At 52.2% G+C, this 19,193-nt stretch carries 14 protein-coding genes and 3 tRNA genes; 6 read left to right on the plus strand and 11 right to left on the minus strand.

Annotated elements, in window-relative coordinates:
• Positions 1-23 precede the first annotated feature (23 nt).
• Together ON072_RS04180 and ON072_RS04185 are read right to left on the minus strand one after the other, a co-directional pair.
• The gene (locus ON072_RS04180; RefSeq protein WP_144379746.1) at positions 24-1,475 is read right to left on the minus strand and encodes a transporter substrate-binding domain-containing diguanylate cyclase; all 1,452 of its coding nucleotides are present in this window, start codon (positions 1,473-1,475) and stop codon (positions 24-26) included.
• 129 nt (positions 1,476-1,604) lie between these two features.
• Complete coding sequence (locus ON072_RS04185) at positions 1,605-1,877, minus strand: hypothetical protein (protein ID WP_044734518.1); 273 nt, start codon at positions 1,875-1,877, stop codon at positions 1,605-1,607.
• A 545-nt stretch (positions 1,878-2,422) separates the two neighbouring features.
• On the opposite strand from ON072_RS04185, the gene ON072_RS04190 reads away from it, so the two are divergent.
• Positions 2,423-3,487: a DUF3080 family protein gene (locus ON072_RS04190; protein WP_274625976.1), complete on the plus strand. Its 1,065-nt coding sequence runs from the start codon at positions 2,423-2,425 to the stop codon at positions 3,485-3,487.
• A 161-nt stretch (positions 3,488-3,648) separates the two neighbouring features.
• Positions 3,649-4,773 carry a hypothetical protein gene (locus ON072_RS04195; protein WP_037436989.1) on the plus strand — a complete coding sequence of 375 codons (1,125 nt, stop codon included), beginning with the start codon at positions 3,649-3,651 and terminating at the stop codon, positions 4,771-4,773.
• Positions 4,774-4,895: 122 nt separating this feature from the next.
• Here the strand turns inward: ON072_RS04195 and ON072_RS04200 are convergent, their stop codons facing one another.
• The 7 genes from ON072_RS04200 to ON072_RS04230 form a co-directional block, all read right to left on the minus strand.
• A complete protein-coding gene (locus ON072_RS04200; RefSeq protein WP_144131049.1) occupies positions 4,896-6,776 on the minus strand; it encodes a S8 family peptidase in 1,881 nt (626 codons plus the stop codon).
• A gap of 416 nt (positions 6,777-7,192) precedes the next feature.
• Positions 7,193-7,882: an SDR family oxidoreductase gene (locus tag ON072_RS04205; RefSeq protein WP_054744399.1), complete on the minus strand. Its 690-nt coding sequence runs from the start codon at positions 7,880-7,882 to the stop codon at positions 7,193-7,195.
• A gap of 92 nt (positions 7,883-7,974) precedes the next feature.
• The gene (locus ON072_RS04210) at positions 7,975-8,844 is read right to left on the minus strand and encodes a CLCA_X family protein (protein ID WP_117201027.1); all 870 of its coding nucleotides are present in this window, start codon (positions 8,842-8,844) and stop codon (positions 7,975-7,977) included.
• Between the two features lie 221 nt (positions 8,845-9,065).
• Positions 9,066-9,152, minus strand: a tRNA-Leu gene (locus ON072_RS04215).
• Positions 9,153-9,196: 44 nt separating this feature from the next.
• Positions 9,197-9,270, minus strand: a tRNA-Cys gene (locus tag ON072_RS04220).
• A 21-nt stretch (positions 9,271-9,291) separates the two neighbouring features.
• Positions 9,292-9,367: transfer RNA gene (locus tag ON072_RS04225), tRNA-Gly, on the minus strand.
• 643 nt (positions 9,368-10,010) lie between these two features.
• Positions 10,011-11,453 carry a glyceraldehyde-3-phosphate dehydrogenase gene (locus ON072_RS04230; protein WP_028779943.1) on the minus strand — a complete coding sequence of 481 codons (1,443 nt, stop codon included), beginning with the start codon at positions 11,451-11,453 and terminating at the stop codon, positions 10,011-10,013.
• Positions 11,454-11,657: 204 nt separating this feature from the next.
• Here ON072_RS04230 and ON072_RS04235 point away from each other — a divergent pair, with 204 nt between their 5' ends.
• The 4 genes from ON072_RS04235 (at position 11,658) to ON072_RS04250 (ending at position 16,788) form a co-directional block, all read left to right on the plus strand.
• Entirely contained in the window at positions 11,658-12,605 is a 948-nt protein-coding gene (locus ON072_RS04235; RefSeq protein ID WP_082050296.1) for a DUF2989 domain-containing protein, read from the plus strand.
• Between the two features lie 211 nt (positions 12,606-12,816).
• Positions 12,817-13,827 (plus strand): type I glyceraldehyde-3-phosphate dehydrogenase, encoded by a 1,011-nt coding sequence (gene gap / locus ON072_RS04240; protein WP_025010313.1) that lies wholly within the window; start codon positions 12,817-12,819, stop codon positions 13,825-13,827.
• Positions 13,828-14,155: 328 nt separating this feature from the next.
• Positions 14,156-15,706 carry a YjjI family glycine radical enzyme gene (locus tag ON072_RS04245; RefSeq protein WP_208124752.1) on the plus strand — a complete coding sequence of 517 codons (1,551 nt, stop codon included), beginning with the start codon at positions 14,156-14,158 and terminating at the stop codon, positions 15,704-15,706.
• A gap of 11 nt (positions 15,707-15,717) precedes the next feature.
• On the plus strand, positions 15,718-16,788 hold the full coding sequence (locus ON072_RS04250; RefSeq protein ID WP_315903424.1) for a YjjW family glycine radical enzyme activase: 1,071 nt from the start codon (positions 15,718-15,720) through the stop codon (positions 16,786-16,788).
• Here ON072_RS04250 and ON072_RS04255 read toward each other — a convergent pair.
• On the minus strand, positions 16,775-17,710 hold the full coding sequence (locus ON072_RS04255) for a LysR family transcriptional regulator (RefSeq protein ID WP_144224232.1): 936 nt from the start codon (positions 17,708-17,710) through the stop codon (positions 16,775-16,777). The two genes, ON072_RS04250 and ON072_RS04255, sit on opposite strands and share 14 nt — an antisense overlap.
• 120 nt (positions 17,711-17,830) lie before the next feature.
• Positions 17,831-19,144: a CDP-diacylglycerol--serine O-phosphatidyltransferase gene (gene pssA, locus ON072_RS04260; RefSeq protein WP_144224234.1), complete on the minus strand. Its 1,314-nt coding sequence runs from the start codon at positions 19,142-19,144 to the stop codon at positions 17,831-17,833.
• Between the last annotated feature and the right edge of the window lie 49 nt (positions 19,145-19,193).

Here is a 19,193-nt window from a genome sequence, read left to right on the forward strand (position 1 = left end):
ACGAGCCTGGAATGCCATTACTATCAGATCCGCCTAAACAGGAGATCGTTACGCCCGGACGCCTTGACCTGATACATCAAGCGGTCGGCGTCGGCCAGCACAGACTGGGCATCCCGGGCACCGGGTTTGGCATACACGGCACCTATGCTGATACTGAGGGGCAATTTGCCGGCCTTGGTGGCAAATGGCTCTCTGTCTACCGACAAAAGCAGCCGGGTGGCCAGGGTCTTGGCCTCGGCTTCTGTCATGCCCAGCTGCAGAATACAAAACTCCTCACCGCCTATGCGGCCAAATACGCGTCCCTCCGGCAAGATGGCCACTACCATTTGCGTCAATTGGCAAATGACCTCATCACCCACATGATGACCATAACTGTCATTAATCCGCTTGAAATCATCTATATCAAACAGTAACAAGGTCAGACTGTCATAACCACGGCCATCACAGGCTTGTTCGAGCGCATCCATAAATGCCCGCCGATTGGCGATACCGGTAAGCCCATCTGTAGCCGCCAGGTGAGCCAGCTCGGCATTGGCAGCCTCAAGCTCGGCGGTGCGCGCCGCCACGGTACGGCGCAGCATAAACACATACACCAGGATCCCGAGCAGAAGTATCCCAAGCAAGCCTTGCAGCAGATAGCGTGGATAGACAGTTTCCACATACATCCAGCGATTGAGGATCCTTTGGTATTCGGAATCTGGGATCCGGGCCAGTCCCTGGCGGATCTCTTCCAGCAAGGCGCTCTGCCCCTCTTTGACAGCCGGACGAATTTGGGCACTGTAAAGATGGCGGACTGGAATAAAACGCGCCGGCTCGCGTGAGGTATAGAGATAGAAGTTGGCGACCTGCAGATCGGCAACAAATGCCTTTAACCTGCCGGCAAAGGCGGCCTTTAACATTAGATCGTTGCTGGCATAAGTCAGCACGCTGGCCTTCGGGTATTTCTGACGCACAAACGTCTCTTCATAGCCGCCACGGACAACGCCGACTTCACCGCCGTTGATCAGGTAGCCGTCCGGCTCGGTACCGAGTAACCCTTGACTGAAAAACAGTTGACTCTCGATCCCCAGCAAACCCTGAGCATAATCCAGGTAATGTTCCCTGTCCTGAGACCAAAGCAGCCCGGCGTGGATATCGGCCTGACCACTGCGAACCAGATCCAGCGAACCTTGCCAATCTGTCAATATAAAGCGGACTTCGACCCTATTGGCCTTGGCATATTCCTGCCAGATATCCACCAGGATCCCGGCCGGTTCACCGGCATCATTCAAATATGAAAAGGGTTTCCAGGAATTGGAGTTGGCAATAACCAGTTCTCTTGCGGGTTGCTGAGCGGTATCCGAGTGCGTATCTTCAGCGGCCTGGCTTTGGCCCGTTGTCGGCAGGAACAGGGGCAAAATGACAAAAAGTCGGCAGAGGGTGGTCAACGACAGCTGGAGCAAGGAGTTAACGTAGGCTGTTGCAGCGAGCTTCATGTGGCCGGAATATCCTTACAAGGCATGATTTGGGTGGGTTCTACCCGGGTTATAGCCCCGGGTTCAGAGAACATCCACCGGAAACACACCAAATATTAACATTTGTAGAGAACTTCCAGCAGTTTTTTTTCAGCAGCGACGGATCCGCACCACCTTCATGGTTTCCATTTCAAAACCGGCTACTATGGTTGTTTGCGGGTAATAGTCGACCGACACTCGGGAACCTTTCAATGAACGGTATTTTTTAGGGCGTTTGAAGCGAAAAGGCGCATCACAATTTTCCAGCATCAGAGTATGTTGGATCCAGTCGCCTTCATCCCGCTGGGTGTGGGAGACAACTGTCTTGTCTTCGGTGTGATAAAGTGGTGAGTGTTTCTCTGTCAATACGTCAGCTATTGTCATAATGCATTTACCTCCGATGGGTCGCTTCTGACTATGAATCCAAGGTCCTGACGGGCCCGACCTTGCCCGTGGCAGCCCGGGCAGTAGCTTCGCCTTCTTGATTAACCTCTTGCCGCAAGCAAGTACAGAAGGTCAGACTGTAGAGTACCGTCTTACTCAAAAGCCTTTTGCTGAGGGAAAAGTTCCCCGGCCGCGGCAGATTGGCGGTAGCTATGCAGTCGTGTCTGGGTAAGCAGATCATCCCCGGGCAAAAAATTTCCGGGGGAAGGTCAATAAAAAAGCGAGCAATCATTGTAGCAAATTTGCGCAGAAAGATCTTGGTGAAAAAGCCAACGACGCTTTACACAAGGTTAAACGGCGCTCAAAAACAACTGATAGCAGCAAGCACAATTCTGCACGAGTCTGCGTAACGCTACGTTGTATTAGTTACGACAGCTTGGCAGGGCTTAGCCTCTTGGATCACAATCTATAAAACTTATGGTCAAGTAACTGTATGAGAACATTACTTGCGCCCGGCTCAATCCCTTTTCCCAATAAGGCTTGCCATGACACCTTTTCCTTCAACAGTCTATCGCAGCCTTGCTGCAGTGCTTATACTGCTCACCCTGCCAGCATGTCGGGATAATACCGAATCGCTATGGCAAGATTACAGCGCAAGGCTTGAGAGAGTCACAGCACAAAACTTTATCGCTCCGGACTATCGACCTGAAGTCGACCAAAACCTGAATGCAGCAAATAGACCTGAAGCTTTGGAAGCCAGACTGCCACTGCTGGAAAGCTTTGGCTTAATGCATTGCAGGCTCGGAGAGTTAATTGCCGCACATAACTCCAGCCTTGGCAGAGTCGCAGAGCCCAGCGAGCAGCTTAAGTATCAGCTTGCCTTTATTCAAGCCGCGCCGATTTGTCTTATAGACGCCAGGCTAGAAAGTCAGACTAAACAGTTGCTGACAGAAGCCCTATTGCAAAAGCAACAAGATGCACTGGACTGGTTCGATTGGATGCTTCTGCAAGACAGGGCACTGGACAAACTGTTGTTTATCGACACTGAGTCTCTGTCCAGCGAATCCCCGCTTGCCGGTCTAATCGAAACAGAATTAGCACTGGCCGCCCTGGTGAAACTCAAAACGGACATAGTGAAAGCACAAGTCGGGCAACTTTCCTGGCAAGCACTGGACACCCAGACTCTGGATGCGGCACTGGCTGAATTGGCGCGCAGTCGGATTATTGCCCGCAATATGCGCAGTCAGGCGGTCAGCCTGCTCTGGCTTTCGAGCCTCAACGATTGGTTGGAGCCTCGGCTCGATGGCCTGCTGTGCCGCCCAGGCCATAACAATCAGCGTCAGGAGATATTGCAGCGAATATTGGTAAAAAACTTCATCGGGCAAATACAACGGCAACTTAGCCAGAGTCGCCACATTCAACGCCGTTTGGGCGATTTGCTGCAGCAACTCTATCAGGGAACCGCGGTGGAGAGTCGTGTTGCGTACTTCTTTGCCGAAACCGCTAACAAAGACAGCTTAAATATCCGGCTCGACAAGGAACTCAAACGCCACGTGAATTGGTGGCAAAAGCTACGCGACTCCTGTAGCGGAACTGCACTTGGAGCATAATCCATTGTGATGCCGCAGGCTCTGGCAGCTTGCTCCCCTATTGTCTTCTGCCACTATTTACCGACTCAGCCCTTGTATATCAATGGATAAGCATGTTGCCAGCAGGTTATCTTTTGGTGACAATAAGCTCATATTTCAAATCAATAATTCATCGGGTTTCAATGGGAACAGCCGAACTCATCCGGCAGGCAATCCTGCAGCCGTATCATAAGATCTCAACCTCTCTTCAGAGGTTTCGCACAGGTATAAGTCAACGGCTCGCCAAGCTGAGCACGGCCCAAAAGCTCTACCTGTTGGCGCTATTCAGTCTGCCGTTTTATGAACAACACCCTTCGTTGACAACCCTGCTCACAGTCAGCGCGTTGGTTATTGAGTTCTGGCCGTTATTCAACAAACTGTGGCACTCTTTGGCAGGCAAGGCGGTCATTTTGCTGTTTTATGCCACCATAGCCAACTTTTCGCTGGCCAGTAGCGGTGCCATAGTCAATGAAGTCACCGGCGTCTCGGCAGCGCATTTCAACTATACCCATAACTTCGCCCTGTTACTGGAGCTTCCGGTTTGGATGGTGATCACCAGCAGTATTGCCCTGTTGCTGCTGCAGATGTTACTGCCCATCTACCTGGTAGGACTGCTGCTGCTCAAGCTGGTGGGGCTTATCGGCTTCAAGTGGCAGCCCAAGTACGCCTATCCTGTGAGCACAACCTTTCTCAGGCTCATGTTATCGTTTTTAATCCTGCATCATCTGATGCTGCTGGTCGATATGGAGCGTTTCATGGAGAGCCGCTTCAGAGTCGATGACAAGGGCGTCAGCTTCTCCTTTAATGGTCAGTTTAAGCCAAACGAGGATAAAGCAAATGCAAACCTCCCCCCTTTGCATGTCCCGGACACCGCCCAAGGAAAAGATGTCTTAAGCGCTGAGCAAGAGACAAACAAGCTGAATACTGAACGCCAAGATCCAGCAGGACAGAAATCACAAGCGCAAGAAACGGAAAATAACGCAACAAAAGCGGAAGATGATGCTTTGGTATACGCCCGTTTCACCGCCGCCTACAGGCACAAAGTCAGGCAGCTTGTGGCCGACTTCGCTTTTGGCATGGAAGCCGATGGCCGCAGTCGTTGCCAGATGTCTGCCAATGCGACCGGCGTTGAACTCAATGATTACGAGCTGTTGCAGATCTTGCCCGACGCCGGCGAGCTTTATGGCTATCGTTTTGAGGTTATTCCCTGTGTCTCGGCTGCATTTCCGCGAACTCTGGGGAGGCCTTCTTCACTGCCGAGCGATTAATCCTGGTATACAAACCCAGTCTCTGAAGTGGATGATCTTTTAAGTGGATGTTCTCTTATGTGAATGAGTACCATAGCGTCAGTAAAAAAGCCGCCTGAAGGCGGCTTTTTATCCTTTTATAGTCAGAAGCTTGCCAAGAGTTGCATGCCCGAGAAGGCGGAGTATCCGCGGATCATCACATGATAGGTCGCCGCCTGGGTGACTTGAAAGCTGCAGCTTTCACTGTTGCCATTCTTGTACGGACGGCAATCATACACAGACGTAGAAGGTGCAGCCCCGGCGCGAACATAGAGATCGGCGTCACCACTGCCGCCGCTGGTAGCAATATTCAGGCTAACACCCGCCGGAACCTGGACAGTGAAATGCTGCTCTGAACCCGCACTGCCACTCAAGTTGCTCTTCGGCACGCCATTTTCCAGACAATCGCTGCCACAACCACCGCCGGCGTTGTGTGTTGCCGTTAATGTGGCGCCGCTGTAGGCACTGTAGCCCTGCAGCATCACGTACCAGCGCCCTTCTGCCGGCGAGCTGAAGCTGCAGCTCTCATTGTTGCCACTCTTGTAGGGGCGGCATTGGTAGCTGTTTAACGTGGGTTTGCTACCTTGGCTGACATAGAGATCGGCATCACCACTGCCGCCAGCCAGATCTATGTTCAAGTCGGCAGCGCCCGCAGGGACATCGATATAGAAATAGTTGGATGAACCCTGGACACCGCTGACACTGATCCCCACGCCGTTATCCAATGGAGTATCATCCGATGGACAATCATTGCCACAACCGCCGTCATCGCCGGCCAGAGAATAGAGCAGCTTGTTGGGTGAACCTGTCTTGGCATCGCCCACTTTGCCGGATGAGGCGCGGCTTACCAGCAAGTTAGTCAGCTGAGTCGGGCTCAAGGCTGGGTTTTCCGCCAGATAAAGTGCCGCCACCCCGGCAACATGGGGGGATGCCATGGAAGTACCACTAATGGTATTAGTTGCGCTGTTGGAGTTGTACCAGGCAGAGGTGATTGACGAACCCGGAGCATAGATGTCCAGACAGGTTCCGTAGTTGGAGAAGCTTGAGCGACTGTCGGTGCTGGTGGTAGACCCCACAGTCACCGCATTGGCGGCCCGCGCCGGTGAATAGTTACAGGCATTACTGTTGTCATTGCCTGCTGCCACAACAAAGCTTATCCCGGCCGCTACGGCCGCATTTACCGCATCATCCAGCGCCTGGGAGGCGCCGCCGCCCAAACTCATGTTGGCAACCGAAGGCCCTTGGGCGTTGTTTTTCACCCAGTTGATCCCGGAAATCACTCCGGAGTTGGTACCTGAGCCCGAGCAGTTAAGTACCCTGACCCCGACAATATTGACATTCTTGGCAACCCCGTAAGTGCTGCCGCCTATAGTCCCGGCAACATGAGTACCATGACCGTTACAGTCACTGCTGTCGTTATCGTTATCGATAAAGTCATAGCCACTGCTGGCACGGCCGCCAAACTCATTGTGGGTGTTACGTACACCTGTGTCTATGACAAAGGCGGTGACGCCGGAGCCGTCATAGTCGTAATGGTAGTTACTGTTGAGCGGCAGATCCCGCTGATCTATCCGGTCAAGCCCCCAGGTAGCCCCGCCTTGATCGCCGGCGGCTTCCACCATGGGTTCAATAGACACCCTTTGATCCTGCTCAACATATTTGATGTTGGGATCTTTAAGCAGACTCTGGATCTGAGCCGCATTGGCCTTGACCAATACCCCGTTGAGGCTGTTGCCAAAGTTTTGTCTGACTTCAATGCCGTGTTCGTTGGCGAGCCTTGCGCCCATACTGCTGGCGTAGGCGCTGACGCCATTCGGGTCATTAAGGTTGATAACCGCCGGGGTATTGAACACCACTATGTACTGATCTTTGATGGCTTTGGCAGGATTGACCGCATGTAACTGGGCTTGATAGTCCTGTGCCAGAACGAGCGGGCTGCTCAGGGCTGCAGCAACTGCAATCGCAATGAAATGTTTCCTTTGCATAATGATTTCCTTGGTTATTATGATTTTGCCTCGAGGGCCGTTTTAACCTAGGACATTTTTTAAGCAGCATCTAAATTGCAGCGTTGCACTGTGCCGGAAACCGATATTGCAAATGTAACAACAACGTTACATTACCCCGCCTAAAGTAGCAGAAAGATCCGCCAAGAGTATAACCGATACAAAACGGGGGCCCGTATCGACAAATGAACCAGTTATACTAATAAAATCAATTATTTTATTCTATTGCTTGACCAGCAACCCACCCAGCACTAACACTTTTGGGCCGGATGAATTGCAAGCTATCAACCCAAAGTATGATTTTAAACTCAGGCTTAGCTTCTCGCCCTTTTTCCTCTTGCCTTTCAGCAAATTACCGGCCAAGCGCAAAATAAGCGCCATAGATAAAAAGGATCTGGTTACCAGGGTATACTGTTGCCGCAGTAATCATAAAATCCGCCACTTTGTGCCTGGCTGAGGTTATCCAGCAGTTGTTTCATACCGGCCGCCGAGGTATCTACATCAATAAGCGCATTGGGGCCGCCCATGCTGGTTTGCACCCAACCGGGATGCAAGGCTACCGCTTTGACACCGACATTGGCCAAATCTAAGGCAAGACTCTTGGTGATCGAGTTGAGCGCGGCCTTGGATGAACGATACAGATAACCACCACCACTCTGGTTGTCGGCCATACTACCGACCTTGGATGAGATATTGGCTATGATGCCTTTTGCTTGGATAAGATGAGGCAGGAAAGCTTCAGCAAGCTTACAAGGCGCTATGCTGTTTACTTCAAACACTGTGCGCCATTCATCCACAGGCAATTGTCCTAACTGCAAACCTTTGGGGCCATAATAGCCTGCATTGTTGAGCAGCAGATCCAGGCCCCGTCCCTCAAGCTCTGCAGCCAGATCAGCCACCGCCTCATAGTCGGTCACATCCAGAGCAAACACCTCCAGCCCCTGAAATTCGTTGACCAGATCCAGCAGTTCGTCGGCCGTTTCCGGATCGCGACAACAGGCCAATACGTCCCAACCGGCGGCAAGATAGACTTGGGTCAACGCCAATCCTATGCCGCGGTTGGCACCGGTTATCAATAGTTGTGGCATAGGGTTAATCTCCTTTTACTTGAGAATTTCGGGCTTTAGGTTGTCGTCACTCATTAGCTAAATGACACACGATCGAGCTTATCATAAGCCAGTTAACTTCCGTTTGGCTTCTTGTTACTTTCGCGATGACTCTGGCGGATAAGCGCTTCACCGAGCATGCCAAAGTAATTTGTCAGCGCGCTGAAAATCACTTTTCTATGAGCCTCATCAGGATAGGCCCCGGCATCATTGAGCTGTGAGAAAGTCGTACCCGACACCAGGTATTGGTTCCGTATATCGGTAAAAGACTCGATAGCGGCTTCAAAGGCCCGGGCCATCAACTCCGTAGGGAGCGAAAAATAGCGCCTGCCATAATGTTTATCCAAGGCAATGGCCCGGCGCACATAGTCACTCGGCTCAAGGCCATCCGGGCTAATAAGCACGGTTTGATAAAGGAATGCCAAATGACGGTTGAGTGGATGGGGTCTAAGCTCGACATCTTTAAGATAAAGGTCACTGCCAAAACCAATAGCAGTGCCAACACTATACGCCAAACCGGAGTCATTGCAGCAGGCTAGCTGGTCGATACTTGAATGAATGCCAAAGGCTGCTTTGGCAATATAGTGATCAAAGGCGTGCCAAAACTCATGGGCCAAGGCGCCGGCACCGGCATTTTTCGCCAGCGCCAATATCCTTTCATGAGGGGCGTAGTGCGCCTGGACACCTTTCTGACCGCCTAGACCAAAGTCCAGATTCAGGGTTTGTCTTAGTCCAATGGCGTCCGGCGGCAACTTGAGTATAAAAGCCAGGTCCGCCAGAGAATCAAATATCAGATTGGCAGCCAGCCGTGATTCTTCAGTGCTAACCCACTTGCCTACCCGCACATTGGCAAAGCCGAACTGTTGCTTGATATCGAGAAAACTGACCTGCTCGTCGAAACGATAATCTGGTCCTTCGCGCAAATAGTGGCGGCTTGTCAGCAAAACCCTTGGCTCCCAATCGATTTCAAACAAAACGAGTGTATACCCGAGGAACGTAAATGTCCCATCATGCTTGAAATCATTGGCTATATCGTTTTTGGAACGACTCAGAGATAAATAGCAAACGGCAGAATGGCAACGCTATGGAAATGCAGCAAAAGAAAGCGTCTGGGTTTGGACACAAAAAAGGCTCCTCGAGGGAGCCTTTTTTGCACCATTTAGAATGGTACCCGAGGACGGACTTGAACCGTCACGCTGTTACCAGCGAGGGATTTTAAATCCCTTGTGTCTACCGATTCCACCACTCGGGCAAACTGTGTAACAAGGAGATATTACCCATTGTCACTTAATAGAGTGGAGGCGCGACCCGGAGTCGAACCGAGATCGACGGATTTGCAATCCGCAGCATAGCCATTCTGCCATCGCGCCCCGAGCCATAAAGGCTGGGATTGGAGCGACATATCGGGTTCGAACCGATGACCTGTACCTTGGCAAGGTACCGCTCTACCAACTGAGCTAATGTCGCATACCTGTTCCGCTATTCAAGCGAAAGCCAGAGCGTTATCCCCTGACTGCGGATTGGCATTCTACCGATTTGAGGCCGGGAGTCAATCGGCAAATTGGCATTTTTATGCCAAAATCACTCGGATGCTGGCAATTTGCTCAAAGCGGGTCAAATTTTCATTATCATGATTAAAATACAATCCGATTCAGTAGCTTGTCAGCGCCCTCTCCCACCGAATACCATCACAAAAGCCGTTGTAAAACACCCTTATCAAGGCCCTTATCAAAATATTTGATAAGGATTCCAGTAAAATGAGCGTATTGAGGCTTAGGGAAGGTGCGAATAAGTCCTCGCGGCACTCTGGCTTACACAGCAATTGGCGTTCAAGGCATCTGACTGAAGGCATGCCGGGGCCTGTCGAAGTCGGATAACGCAGAAAGCAGGTTGCTGTGAAAGCCCCGAAGGGCGTGGCTTACAAGCCTGCCTGCTGTGTTGTGCTTCTTACAAAGGACTAGGGCCATTTGCTGCGAACCACGCCTTGCATCCAGGCCCGTAAGCCGATGCAGAGCACACATGGGACTTGTTCGCACCTTCCTTAGCTACACAATGCTTGAATACAACAAGGCCCGGTACTCAGACCGGGCCTTGATAGCAAGAGTCGAAATTACTCTTCAGACAGAGGCAGAGACAGGTAGTTAAGCCCCAGCATCTTCTGCATTACGCCAACCACCTGACAGCTGTAACCGAATTCGTTGTCGTACCACACATAGAGGATGGCGCGCTTGCCGTCGGCGATAGTGGCTTGAGAATCAACCACACCGGCGTAGCGTGAGCCCACCAGGTCACAGGACACAATTTCAGTAGACTCGGTAAAGTCCACCTGGTTCTGCAGCTCAGAGTGCAGCGCGATATCACGCAGATAAGCGTTCATATCTTCTTTGCTGGTTTCGGCGTTCAGGTTCAGGCTGATAATGGCCATGGACACGTTCGGAGTTGGCACCCGAATCGCATTACCTGTCAGCTTACCGGAAAGTACCGGCAACGCCTTGGCAACCGCTTTGGCGGCGCCGGTTTCAGTGATCACCATGTTCAGCGGTGCACTGCGACCGCGACGGTCTGCTTTGTGGTAGTTGTCGATCAGGTTCTGGTCATTGGTATAAGAGTGGATAGTTTCCACGTGACCATTTTCGATACCGTACTTGTCATTAACGGCCTTCAGTACAGGCGTAATGGCGTTGGTGGTACAGCTGGCGGCAGAAACAATAACATCTTCCGGCAGAATATCGCTGTCGTTAACACCATAGACTATGTTCTTGATGCTGCCCTTGGCAGGGGCAGTCAGCAGAACCTTGGACGCCCCCGGGCTCTTGAGGTGCAGACCCAAACCGTCTTCATCTTTCCAGATGCCTGTGTTGTCGACCACCAGGGCATCGGTAATACCGTACTTGGTGTAATCCACTTCATCGGGTGAGTTGGCGTAAATCACCTGAATATAAGTACCGTTGGCGATGATGGCGTTGTTCTCTTCATCCACCTCGACAGAGCCGTTGAAAGGTCCGTGTACTGAATCACGGCGCAGCAGGCTGGCACGCTTTTCCAGATCGCCCTTACGGCCACCGCGCAGAACGATAGCGCGCAGGCGCAGCTTGTTGCTGCGGCCGGTTTTTTCAATCAACAAACGGGCCAGCAGACGACCGATGCGGCCAAAACCGTAGAGAACAACGTTACGTGGCTCAACTTCATCTTTGCTTTCAATGGCACTGGCCAGCTCGCGGCTCATATAAGCTTCGATTTCGCTGCCGTCGGTGTGGTTACGCCAGTACTTAACCGCCAGTTTACCTATATCCACTTTGCACTGTTTGACATCCAGTTTGCTCAGGGCTTCTACGAAGGGGAAGCTCTCACGCAGGCGCAGCTTATCGCCCACATGGCGACGAACCAGACGATGGGCCTTGATAATATCGATGGTGGAGGCGATCAGCAGGGGTTTACCATAAACCACCACTTCTACGCCCTGATTGCGATACAACTTGCCCAACAGGGGCTGCATAGCCTCCGCCAGTTCGAAGCGTTCTTGCCAACTTTGTAGGTGTTTATCAGCGCTCATTTACAGATCCTTTATCTCACTTTTCCACTTTATTGTCGGGAAAGGTTTGAGTAACAAAAAGAAAAGACCAATAATCATATTTATGACAGCTAAACCTGCCCCTTTTGGTCGGCGCTATTGTAATGAAAACTGCTGCGTCAGGCTAGTAGGAGATTTTCGCTAAATCTCTAATTAAATTACAGATTTAGTCAATTGGAGCGTATTTTGGCGCGTAATCTAGTAATAATTACATCATTTGTCCTTTTAGCCGGGGTTAGTGGCTGTGATAATGGCGGTAACCCCGCCACTATTTGTAAGAATAATCCTGAACTTTGTGACGATTTGCATAAGGACAGCTGGTGCAGACGGGAAAAGGCCAGCCTGATAATTCAGCGCTATCAGGTCAAAACCACGCCGGAGCCCTCAGGCGAACAAGTCTATCGCTTGCTCGTTAATCTGGAAAACTACAATCGCTGTGTGGGGCTTGCCGCCGGAGTACAGCATATTCTCAATCCTGAACGCACCAATGACAGAGCCAGAGCCTATGGTTTGAGCGCGCAAAGCTTGTCTGAGCTGCAAGCCTCAACCAAGGGCAGCAATGACATCTATATTGCCTTCTATCACTGGGCACATTTGGGTGACGATGCAGCACTCAAGGTATTACTGGAGGCAGAGAAGCAGCAACAGATAGATTCGCCCGAGATCCTTGCCGGACTCGCGGGCTATTATCTCAAGTTTGATGCCATCAAAGCGAAACAACTCTATCTTAAGGTGTTGGCAAAGAGCACCAAAGAGAACTTCGACCCCGATTGGTTGTTGGGGCTGGCAAGTGCTTCCAGGCAGTTGCAGGATATGGAGCAGGCATATCTGCTCTCGAGAACCAATCTGCTTTTGACCGACAACCCGGTCGATGAGGTTCAACTGAAAGCCATGATAGGCAACAATAGTCAGTTGAGTACTCATTTGGATCAACAGGCAAGTAGTCTGGCGGACGCTCTGAAAGGCGGTGATTACCTTGAGAGTGATTGGCCAAAACGCCTGCAAGGCAATGAGGGGAAAGATGATGGGAAACAAGCTGAGACTGAGCCGGTAACAAAGCAAGCCGCTGATAGCAAACCCATTGATAGCGACAGCAAGCTCGAGAAAAGCACCGAAGGGGCCAAACAAAACTGATGATGTATTCTCCGGGCGGCAAATTACTTGCCAGTTTGTAATTTACGCCTGCCGGTCGCACAATAAAAGCATTGTTTCGCGATCGCTGTAATAAAAACACCTAATTTGTTAACGGAATAGCCAGTTACAGCGTGATTTAACTTGACGACCCGCGTCATTTTTGTAATTTTACTACCAATTACTGTTTTTACATTCACCAGAGGGATATGAGATGACTATCCGCGTAGCAATTAACGGTTATGGCCGTATCGGACGCAATGTTCTGCGTGCTCTATACGAGAGCGAGAAAGACTATCCAATTCAAATCGTTGCCATCAACGATCTCGGAGACGCTTCCATCAACGCTCACCTGACCAAGTATGACTCTGTTCACGGCCGCTTCAACGCCAAAGTAGAACACGACGACGAAGCTATTTATGTCAACGGCGACAAGATCCCAACCTTCCAGGAGCGCGATCCATCCAAGCTGCCATGGGCTGAGCTGCAGGTAGACGTAGTCTTCGAATGTACCGGTATCTTCACTTCCAAAGAAGCGGTACAACCACACCTGGATGCCGGCGCCAAGAAGGTTATCATCTCAGCTCCCGGCAAGAATGTTGATGCCACTGTGGTTTACGGGGTTAACAACCAGGAAATCACCAAAGAGATGACTGTTATCTCCAATGCTTCCTGTACCACTAACTGTCTGGCGCCTGTGGCCAAGCCATTGAACGATGCTATCGGCATTGAATCCGGCCTGATGACCACCATTCACGCCTACACCAATGACCAGCGTCTGTCTGATGTGTATCACAGCGATATGCGTCGTGCCCGTGCGGCGGCTCTGTCGATGATCCCAACCAAAACAGGTGCAGCGGCGGCTGTTGGTTTGGTTGTACCTGAGCTTCAGGGCAAATTCGACGGCCTGGCGGTTCGGGTTCCGACTGTCAACGTGTCTCTGGTTGACCTGTCCTTTATCGCTTCCCGCGACACCACAGTGGAAGAAGTTAACGCCATCATAGAAGCGGCTGCCAAGACTTCACCCATGAACGAAGTGCTGGCGGTTAATAAGGAGCCTCTGGTTTCCATCGACTTCAACCACAACGCCTTCTCGTCCAACTTCGACGCCACCCAGACTCGCGTCAAGGGACGTCTGGTGAAAGTCATGGCCTGGTACGACAACGAGTGGGGTTTCAGCAACCGTATGCTGGACAACGCCGTTGCCTTGATGACAGCCAAGTAATCCGAGTTCAAAGCCAAACGCCTGCCAAGTGCAGGCGTTTTTTATGCCAGTTACTCTGTCTTGCCAAGGCCGAGGTCTTTCTCAAGCGACCATAGCCCGTTTTTATCCGTCTGCTTTCACTCGATATCTCCCAGCTTCTCCATTGCCCATGCAATACTTGATGCAAAGCAGCGGATTTCCATTTTCGACAAGTACCATCAAGCACATTTCACTTCCGGAAAATAAAGCCCCTACTTAGACTCAGGTTAAAAGCCGTTTCAATTATTGTGTTTGAAAGCTAATTCGGCCATTGCGCCGGTTAGCGCCTTGCCTTTAGCGGAGTCTCATTATGGACAATCAATTTCTCAGTCTTATTACCGATCCCCTGCTTGACCCCAAGCAAAAGACCCTGGCGCTGGCCGGTGCCGCCGATGCCAGTATCCCCTATCTGCCTCGCAGTGAAGCACTGACCCAAGCCATGGATAAAGGCATTATCTGCGATATGTTTGAGGGTCATGCCCCGTTCAAACCCAGATATGTTTTGCCCGATTACCAACGTTTTCTCGAGCAAGGCTCCGAGTATCTGGAGTTGACACCGGCCGAAGATCTGGATGATGCCCTGATGAAGCTGATGGTGCTGTATCACCATGTACCGTCAGTCACCAATATCCCGGTGTTTCTTGGCTATCTCGATAGTTTATTGTTGCCTTACTGCCAGAACGTCAGTGATGACGCCCTGTATCAGAAACTGAAACGCTTCTGGATCCAGTTGGATCGCACCCTGCCGGACGCCTTTATGCATGCCAACATAGGCCCAGAGGACAACCGTGTCTGCCGCACTATTTTACGCATTGATGCCGAGCTCAAGCAGGTGGCCCCCAATCTAACCTTTATGTATGACCCCAAGCGCACCCCTAAAGCGCTGCTGCGACTGGCGACAGACAATATCATTGCCTGCAGTAAACCTCACATCGGCAACTGGCCGATACATGCCCAAACCTTTGCCTGTGCTCCCGGTGAGGCGCCAAATCAAACGTTCGGCATTGTCAGCTGTTATAACGCGCTCCCCACCCGAGGCGGCGCCAATACGCTGGTCAGACTTAACCTCAAAGCCGTCGCCGAAGAAGCCGCTACACTGGAGGAAATGCTCGAGCGCACCCTGCCCCATTACTGCAACCTTATGTATGAACTGATTGAGCTACGCTGTGAGTTTTTACACCGCCGGTCCCATTTCTTCGACTCTTTCCTGGTAAAAGAAGGCCTCATTGACGAATCCCGCTTTGCGCCCATGTTCGGCGTTTATGCCATGGCCGAAGCCGTCAATCATCTGCAGCAGTTGGCAGGTATGAGTGGCGAATATGGTCACAGTGAGCAGGCCAATGCGCTCGGTTTAGCCATTAGCCGCGCGCTCAGTGATAGAGTGACCACGACCCAAGTCAGTTTCGGCTTTAATGGCCGCGCCTTACTTCATGCCCAGGGGGGGCTTTCCATCGACAAAGGCACCACTCCGGGCGTCAGAATCGCCTACGGCCACGAGCCGGATCCTGTCACTCATGTGTTGGCGCTGGCGCCGCAACACGCTTTCTATCCTTCCGGGATCAGCGAGATCCTGACTCTGGATGAAACCATCAAGGCCAATCCTGAAGCCCTGCTTGAGCTGTGTATCGGCGCGCTGGATGCCGGCTTTCGTGAATTTACCGCCAATACCGCCGATACCGATCTGGTGCGCATCACGGGTTATATGGTGAAAAAGTCGCAGATCGCCAGTTACCGGCAACAAGGCTCACGTACCAACACCACCTTCCTGGGCACAGAGGCCAGTGAAACCACGGCCGTGACCCAAAGGGCACCGCGGGTAGTGAGCGCCGAGTTCCATGCCGCCGGCAAGTCCCCGGTGTAAGGGCGTAAGCTATGAAGAGTGAAGCTCCCGGAGTGTTTGATAGCCCGTTCAATCATTCTGAGCTTAATCGCTATAAGCTGAATGGGTGTGAGTCGCATAGCCGTGAGTTAAGTAGCGGCGATACCGATGCTTCAGCATTGGCTATGGGCTCCGAGGTTGCCAGTGCCGAAGTCGCCAGGGTGCTGCCCTTCTCGACCGTAGATGGCCCGGGCAATCGCATGGTGTTTTTCCTTCAGGGTTGCAATTTTCGCTGCCCGGGTTGCCATAATCCGGAAACCATCACTCTGTGTGACGCCTGCCGAGAGTGTATTGCGCACTGCCCGGCAGGCGCCTTGAGCCTTAAAGCCACTGCGGCTGACACTCAAACAGTTCCAAATAACAAAGCGTCTCTCAGGCTTGCCTGGGATAGTACAAGCTGCATCGGCTGCGACACCTGTCTCGATGTTTGCCCTTCGAGCAGCCAGCCCAAGACCCAACGCCTGTCAGTCGGAAAAGCGTTGGCGCTGATTAAAAGACAGAAAGCCTTTATCCGCGGTATCACCTTGAGTGGCGGAGAAGCCAGCTTGCAGCTGAAGTTCGTCAGTACCCTGTTCAAGGCCATTAAACAAAGCACAGAGCTCAAACACCTGACTTGCCTTTTGGATACCAATGGCAGCCTGGGAGCAAGTGGTTGGCAACGTCTGCTCCCTTGGCTTGATGGCGCCATGGTTGACCTGAAAGCCTGGGATGAGCCGGCTCACCGACGACTGACAGGCCGTGGCAACATCAAGGTCAAGCAGAGCCTGCAACTGCTGGCCGAAGCAGGGAAACTGGCGGAAGTCAGGCTACTGGAAGTACCCGGAAAGAGTGATTATTGGCAGCACTTTGACGCCCTGGCGTCGTTTTTGCTGGACTTGCAACGCCGGCAAGCGCTGAAGGGTGAGCCGATGCGGCTACGCCTAAACGGTTACAATCATCATGGTGTCAAAGGCGAGGCCTTGCGCTGGCCCAAGGCAAGCCAACAGCAGATTAATGATCTGGCCAAGGCGCTCAGCCGTGCCGGCATAGCCAATATCAGTCTGCCACCGGTTAACCTTGGCTGATGGACTGCTTAAAGCCACTGAGCAGGGTCGCTTTTAGCCATTGCAGCGCCGGATCCCGGCTGCCACTTTGATGATGCACCATGCTATAGCCCACCTTGCCATAGGCAAAGGGCAATCGCTTAACCACCATGCCGCTTGCCTGCGCCGCCATTGAAGCCCACAGCGCCGAGCAGGTAAACAGCAAGTCCGAGTGACGACAGATACTGGCGGCAGCGCCGAAGTCGGCGACTTCCATCGCCAGATTCCGCCTGCGGCTCAATTGTGCCAATGACTGCTCGAAAAAGGGTTGCTGCAGATCGGCATCCAAAATGCCCACATGGGCGAAGCTCAGATAGGCATCCAGCGTCAGCTCTTTTGCTGCCAGCGGGTGCTCGGCTCGCATCAGGCAACACATCTCGTCCTCTGCCAAGCGCTCCCAAATCAGTTCATTGCGGCCTGTTGGCGGCTGTCCCAAATCGTGAGGCAGAACCAGCAAGTCCACCCGTCCTTCACACAGGGATTGAAACCCCGTGCTCTCTTTGGCATGCACCGCCAGTGTCATTCCCGGCGCCTGCTGCTGCACGCTGGCGATAGCGCTCGCAAGCAGTTCGAAGCTGCTTTCCCTCAGCGCCAAATTCATCCGCCCTTGAAATCCTTCCGGGCGAAAGCCCTCTTCGGTAAACAGGTTGTCCATCTCTCTGAGCATGGCGCTGATAACCGGCCCGAGTCGTTTGGCCTTGGCAGTCGGCAACAGCTGGTTACCCTGGCGGTAGAAGAGCTCATCGTCGAGGCAATCCCTGAGCTGGGAGAGTATTTTGCTGACCGCCGAAGGGCTCAAACACAGACGCGTGGCCGCCTGGGTGACGCTTTGCTCTTCCAGCAGTTGCCTAAGCACCAGAAGATGACGGAAATTGATGCGGGATAAGCGGACGATATCACTCATTCTGGCTGTGTTTAACCTTGGCTGGATTTAACCTTGACTGAATAAGCCAAGGTTAAACCATAACTGAATGAAGTTCTGCAATCATGCTCTCATTCGGCCAAGCGCTTGGGGAAAGCGCTATCAGAGAATACGCCGCAGCAGAAAGTCGGCCTTGAGCCTGCGAATGCGGTTCATGATTTTCTTTACCGGCTTGGGGTAACTCTGCAAGGTATCTATCTGGCTGTAATGATACAAACGCTGGCTGTGCAGCAGCAGATGTTGTTGCTCTTTGACAAAAGACTCGGCCAGCACTTGTTTGTCATCATGCAGCAGCAAACCATTTTCCAGATCCAGGGCCCAGGCCCGCGGATTGAGATTGCTGCCGGTGAGCAGGTGTTTGCGACCATCCATGCTCACCCCTTTAAGGTGATAACTGTTGTTGTCATGCTTCCACAGATGGATATTGAGTCGCCCCTGATCCACCGCCCACTGCTGGCGTTTGACAAACTTGCGCAGCGACTGCTCATAGAGATACGGCAAGGCACCTATGGTGGAAAAATCCTGCTCCGGTGGGATATAAAAGTCATTGGCCGTCTTGTCACCCACCAGAATATCCAGACGCTTTCCGTTGCGCAGGTGTTTAACCAGCGCCCGCACCAAAGCATAGGGCGGGTTAAAATAGGGAGTGCAAATAAAAAGCGATTCCTTGGACTCCTCCACCATGGCGAGTACCGCCTTGTTGAGCGGATTGCGCTTGCGTCCGAGGCCCAAAAGCGGCGTGACCCGCAATCCCTCTTCAACGCCCTTGAATTGATAGCTTGCCGCCGACAGTCGCTGTTTAAAGCTTCTGACATCAATTTTTTCCGGCAGTACTTCCTCTTCTTCCGGACAGCTCAGGCAACTGACCGCTTTGTCGCTCAAAATGGCACTGTCAATCATCTCTCGCATGCTGGCAGCCAGCTCGGCCGACTCCAGCACATGGTAGCGATCGAAACGGTATCTATCTTTCTGCTGCAGGTAGATGTTATTGAGGCTGGCGCCGCTGTATATCACGGCATCATCGACAATAAAGCCCTTGAGGTGCAGTACTCCCATAAACTCGCGGGATTTCACCGGCACACCATAAATGTTGAAACGCTGCTGTGCTTGCGCCATCACCTGACGGTACATCAAGTTGTTGCCGCCATCACCCTTGTGGCCGATAAGGCCGCGACGGGCACGGTGAAAATCCACCAACACCTTGATTTCGAGTTCGGGTCTGGCTGCCTTGGCCGCCAGCAGTTCGGCAAGTATTTCGCGTCCGGCCTCATCGTCTTCCAGATAGAGTGCCGCAATATAGATAGCCTCTTTGGCGCAACGGATCCGCTCAATCAAGGTCTGTTTGAAGTTACTTGGGGTCAGCAACCAGTGCAATGCATCCGGCGCTATGGCAATTCCACCCAGCTTATCCAGCAAGGTATCCTCCTGTCACTGTATGTTCCGGCAATCCACTCGCTCCCTGTGT

The sequence above is a fragment of the Shewanella sp. K8 genome (genome assembly GCF_028823715.1).
GTDB lineage: Bacteria > Pseudomonadota > Gammaproteobacteria > Enterobacterales > Shewanellaceae > Shewanella > Shewanella algae.

Excerpts from the sequence above, each read along its gene's own strand:
- ON072_RS04200 (WP_144131049.1), bottom strand. The coding sequence starts at position 6,776 with ATGCAAAGGAAACATTTCATTGCGATTGCAGTTGCTGCAGCCCTGAGC.
- ON072_RS04185 (WP_044734518.1), bottom strand. The coding sequence starts at position 1,877 with ATGACAATAGCTGACGTATTGACAGAGAAACACTCACCACTTTATCAC.
- ON072_RS04195 (WP_037436989.1), top strand. The coding sequence starts at position 3,649 with ATGGGAACAGCCGAACTCATCCGGCAGGCAATCCTGCAGCCGTATCAT.
- ON072_RS04205 (WP_054744399.1), bottom strand. The coding sequence starts at position 7,882 with ATGCCACAACTATTGATAACCGGTGCCAACCGCGGCATAGGATTGGCG.
- gap (WP_025010313.1), top strand. The coding sequence starts at position 12,817 with ATGACTATCCGCGTAGCAATTAACGGTTATGGCCGTATCGGACGCAAT.
- ON072_RS04245 (WP_208124752.1), top strand. The coding sequence starts at position 14,156 with ATGGACAATCAATTTCTCAGTCTTATTACCGATCCCCTGCTTGACCCC.
- ON072_RS04180 (WP_144379746.1), bottom strand. The coding sequence starts at position 1,475 with ATGAAGCTCGCTGCAACAGCCTACGTTAACTCCTTGCTCCAGCTGTCG.
- ON072_RS04190 (WP_274625976.1), top strand. The coding sequence starts at position 2,423 with ATGACACCTTTTCCTTCAACAGTCTATCGCAGCCTTGCTGCAGTGCTT.
- ON072_RS04255 (WP_144224232.1), bottom strand. The coding sequence starts at position 17,710 with ATGAGTGATATCGTCCGCTTATCCCGCATCAATTTCCGTCATCTTCTG.
- ON072_RS04250 (WP_315903424.1), top strand. The coding sequence starts at position 15,718 with ATGAAGAGTGAAGCTCCCGGAGTGTTTGATAGCCCGTTCAATCATTCT.
- ON072_RS04230 (WP_028779943.1), bottom strand. The coding sequence starts at position 11,453 with ATGAGCGCTGATAAACACCTACAAAGTTGGCAAGAACGCTTCGAACTG.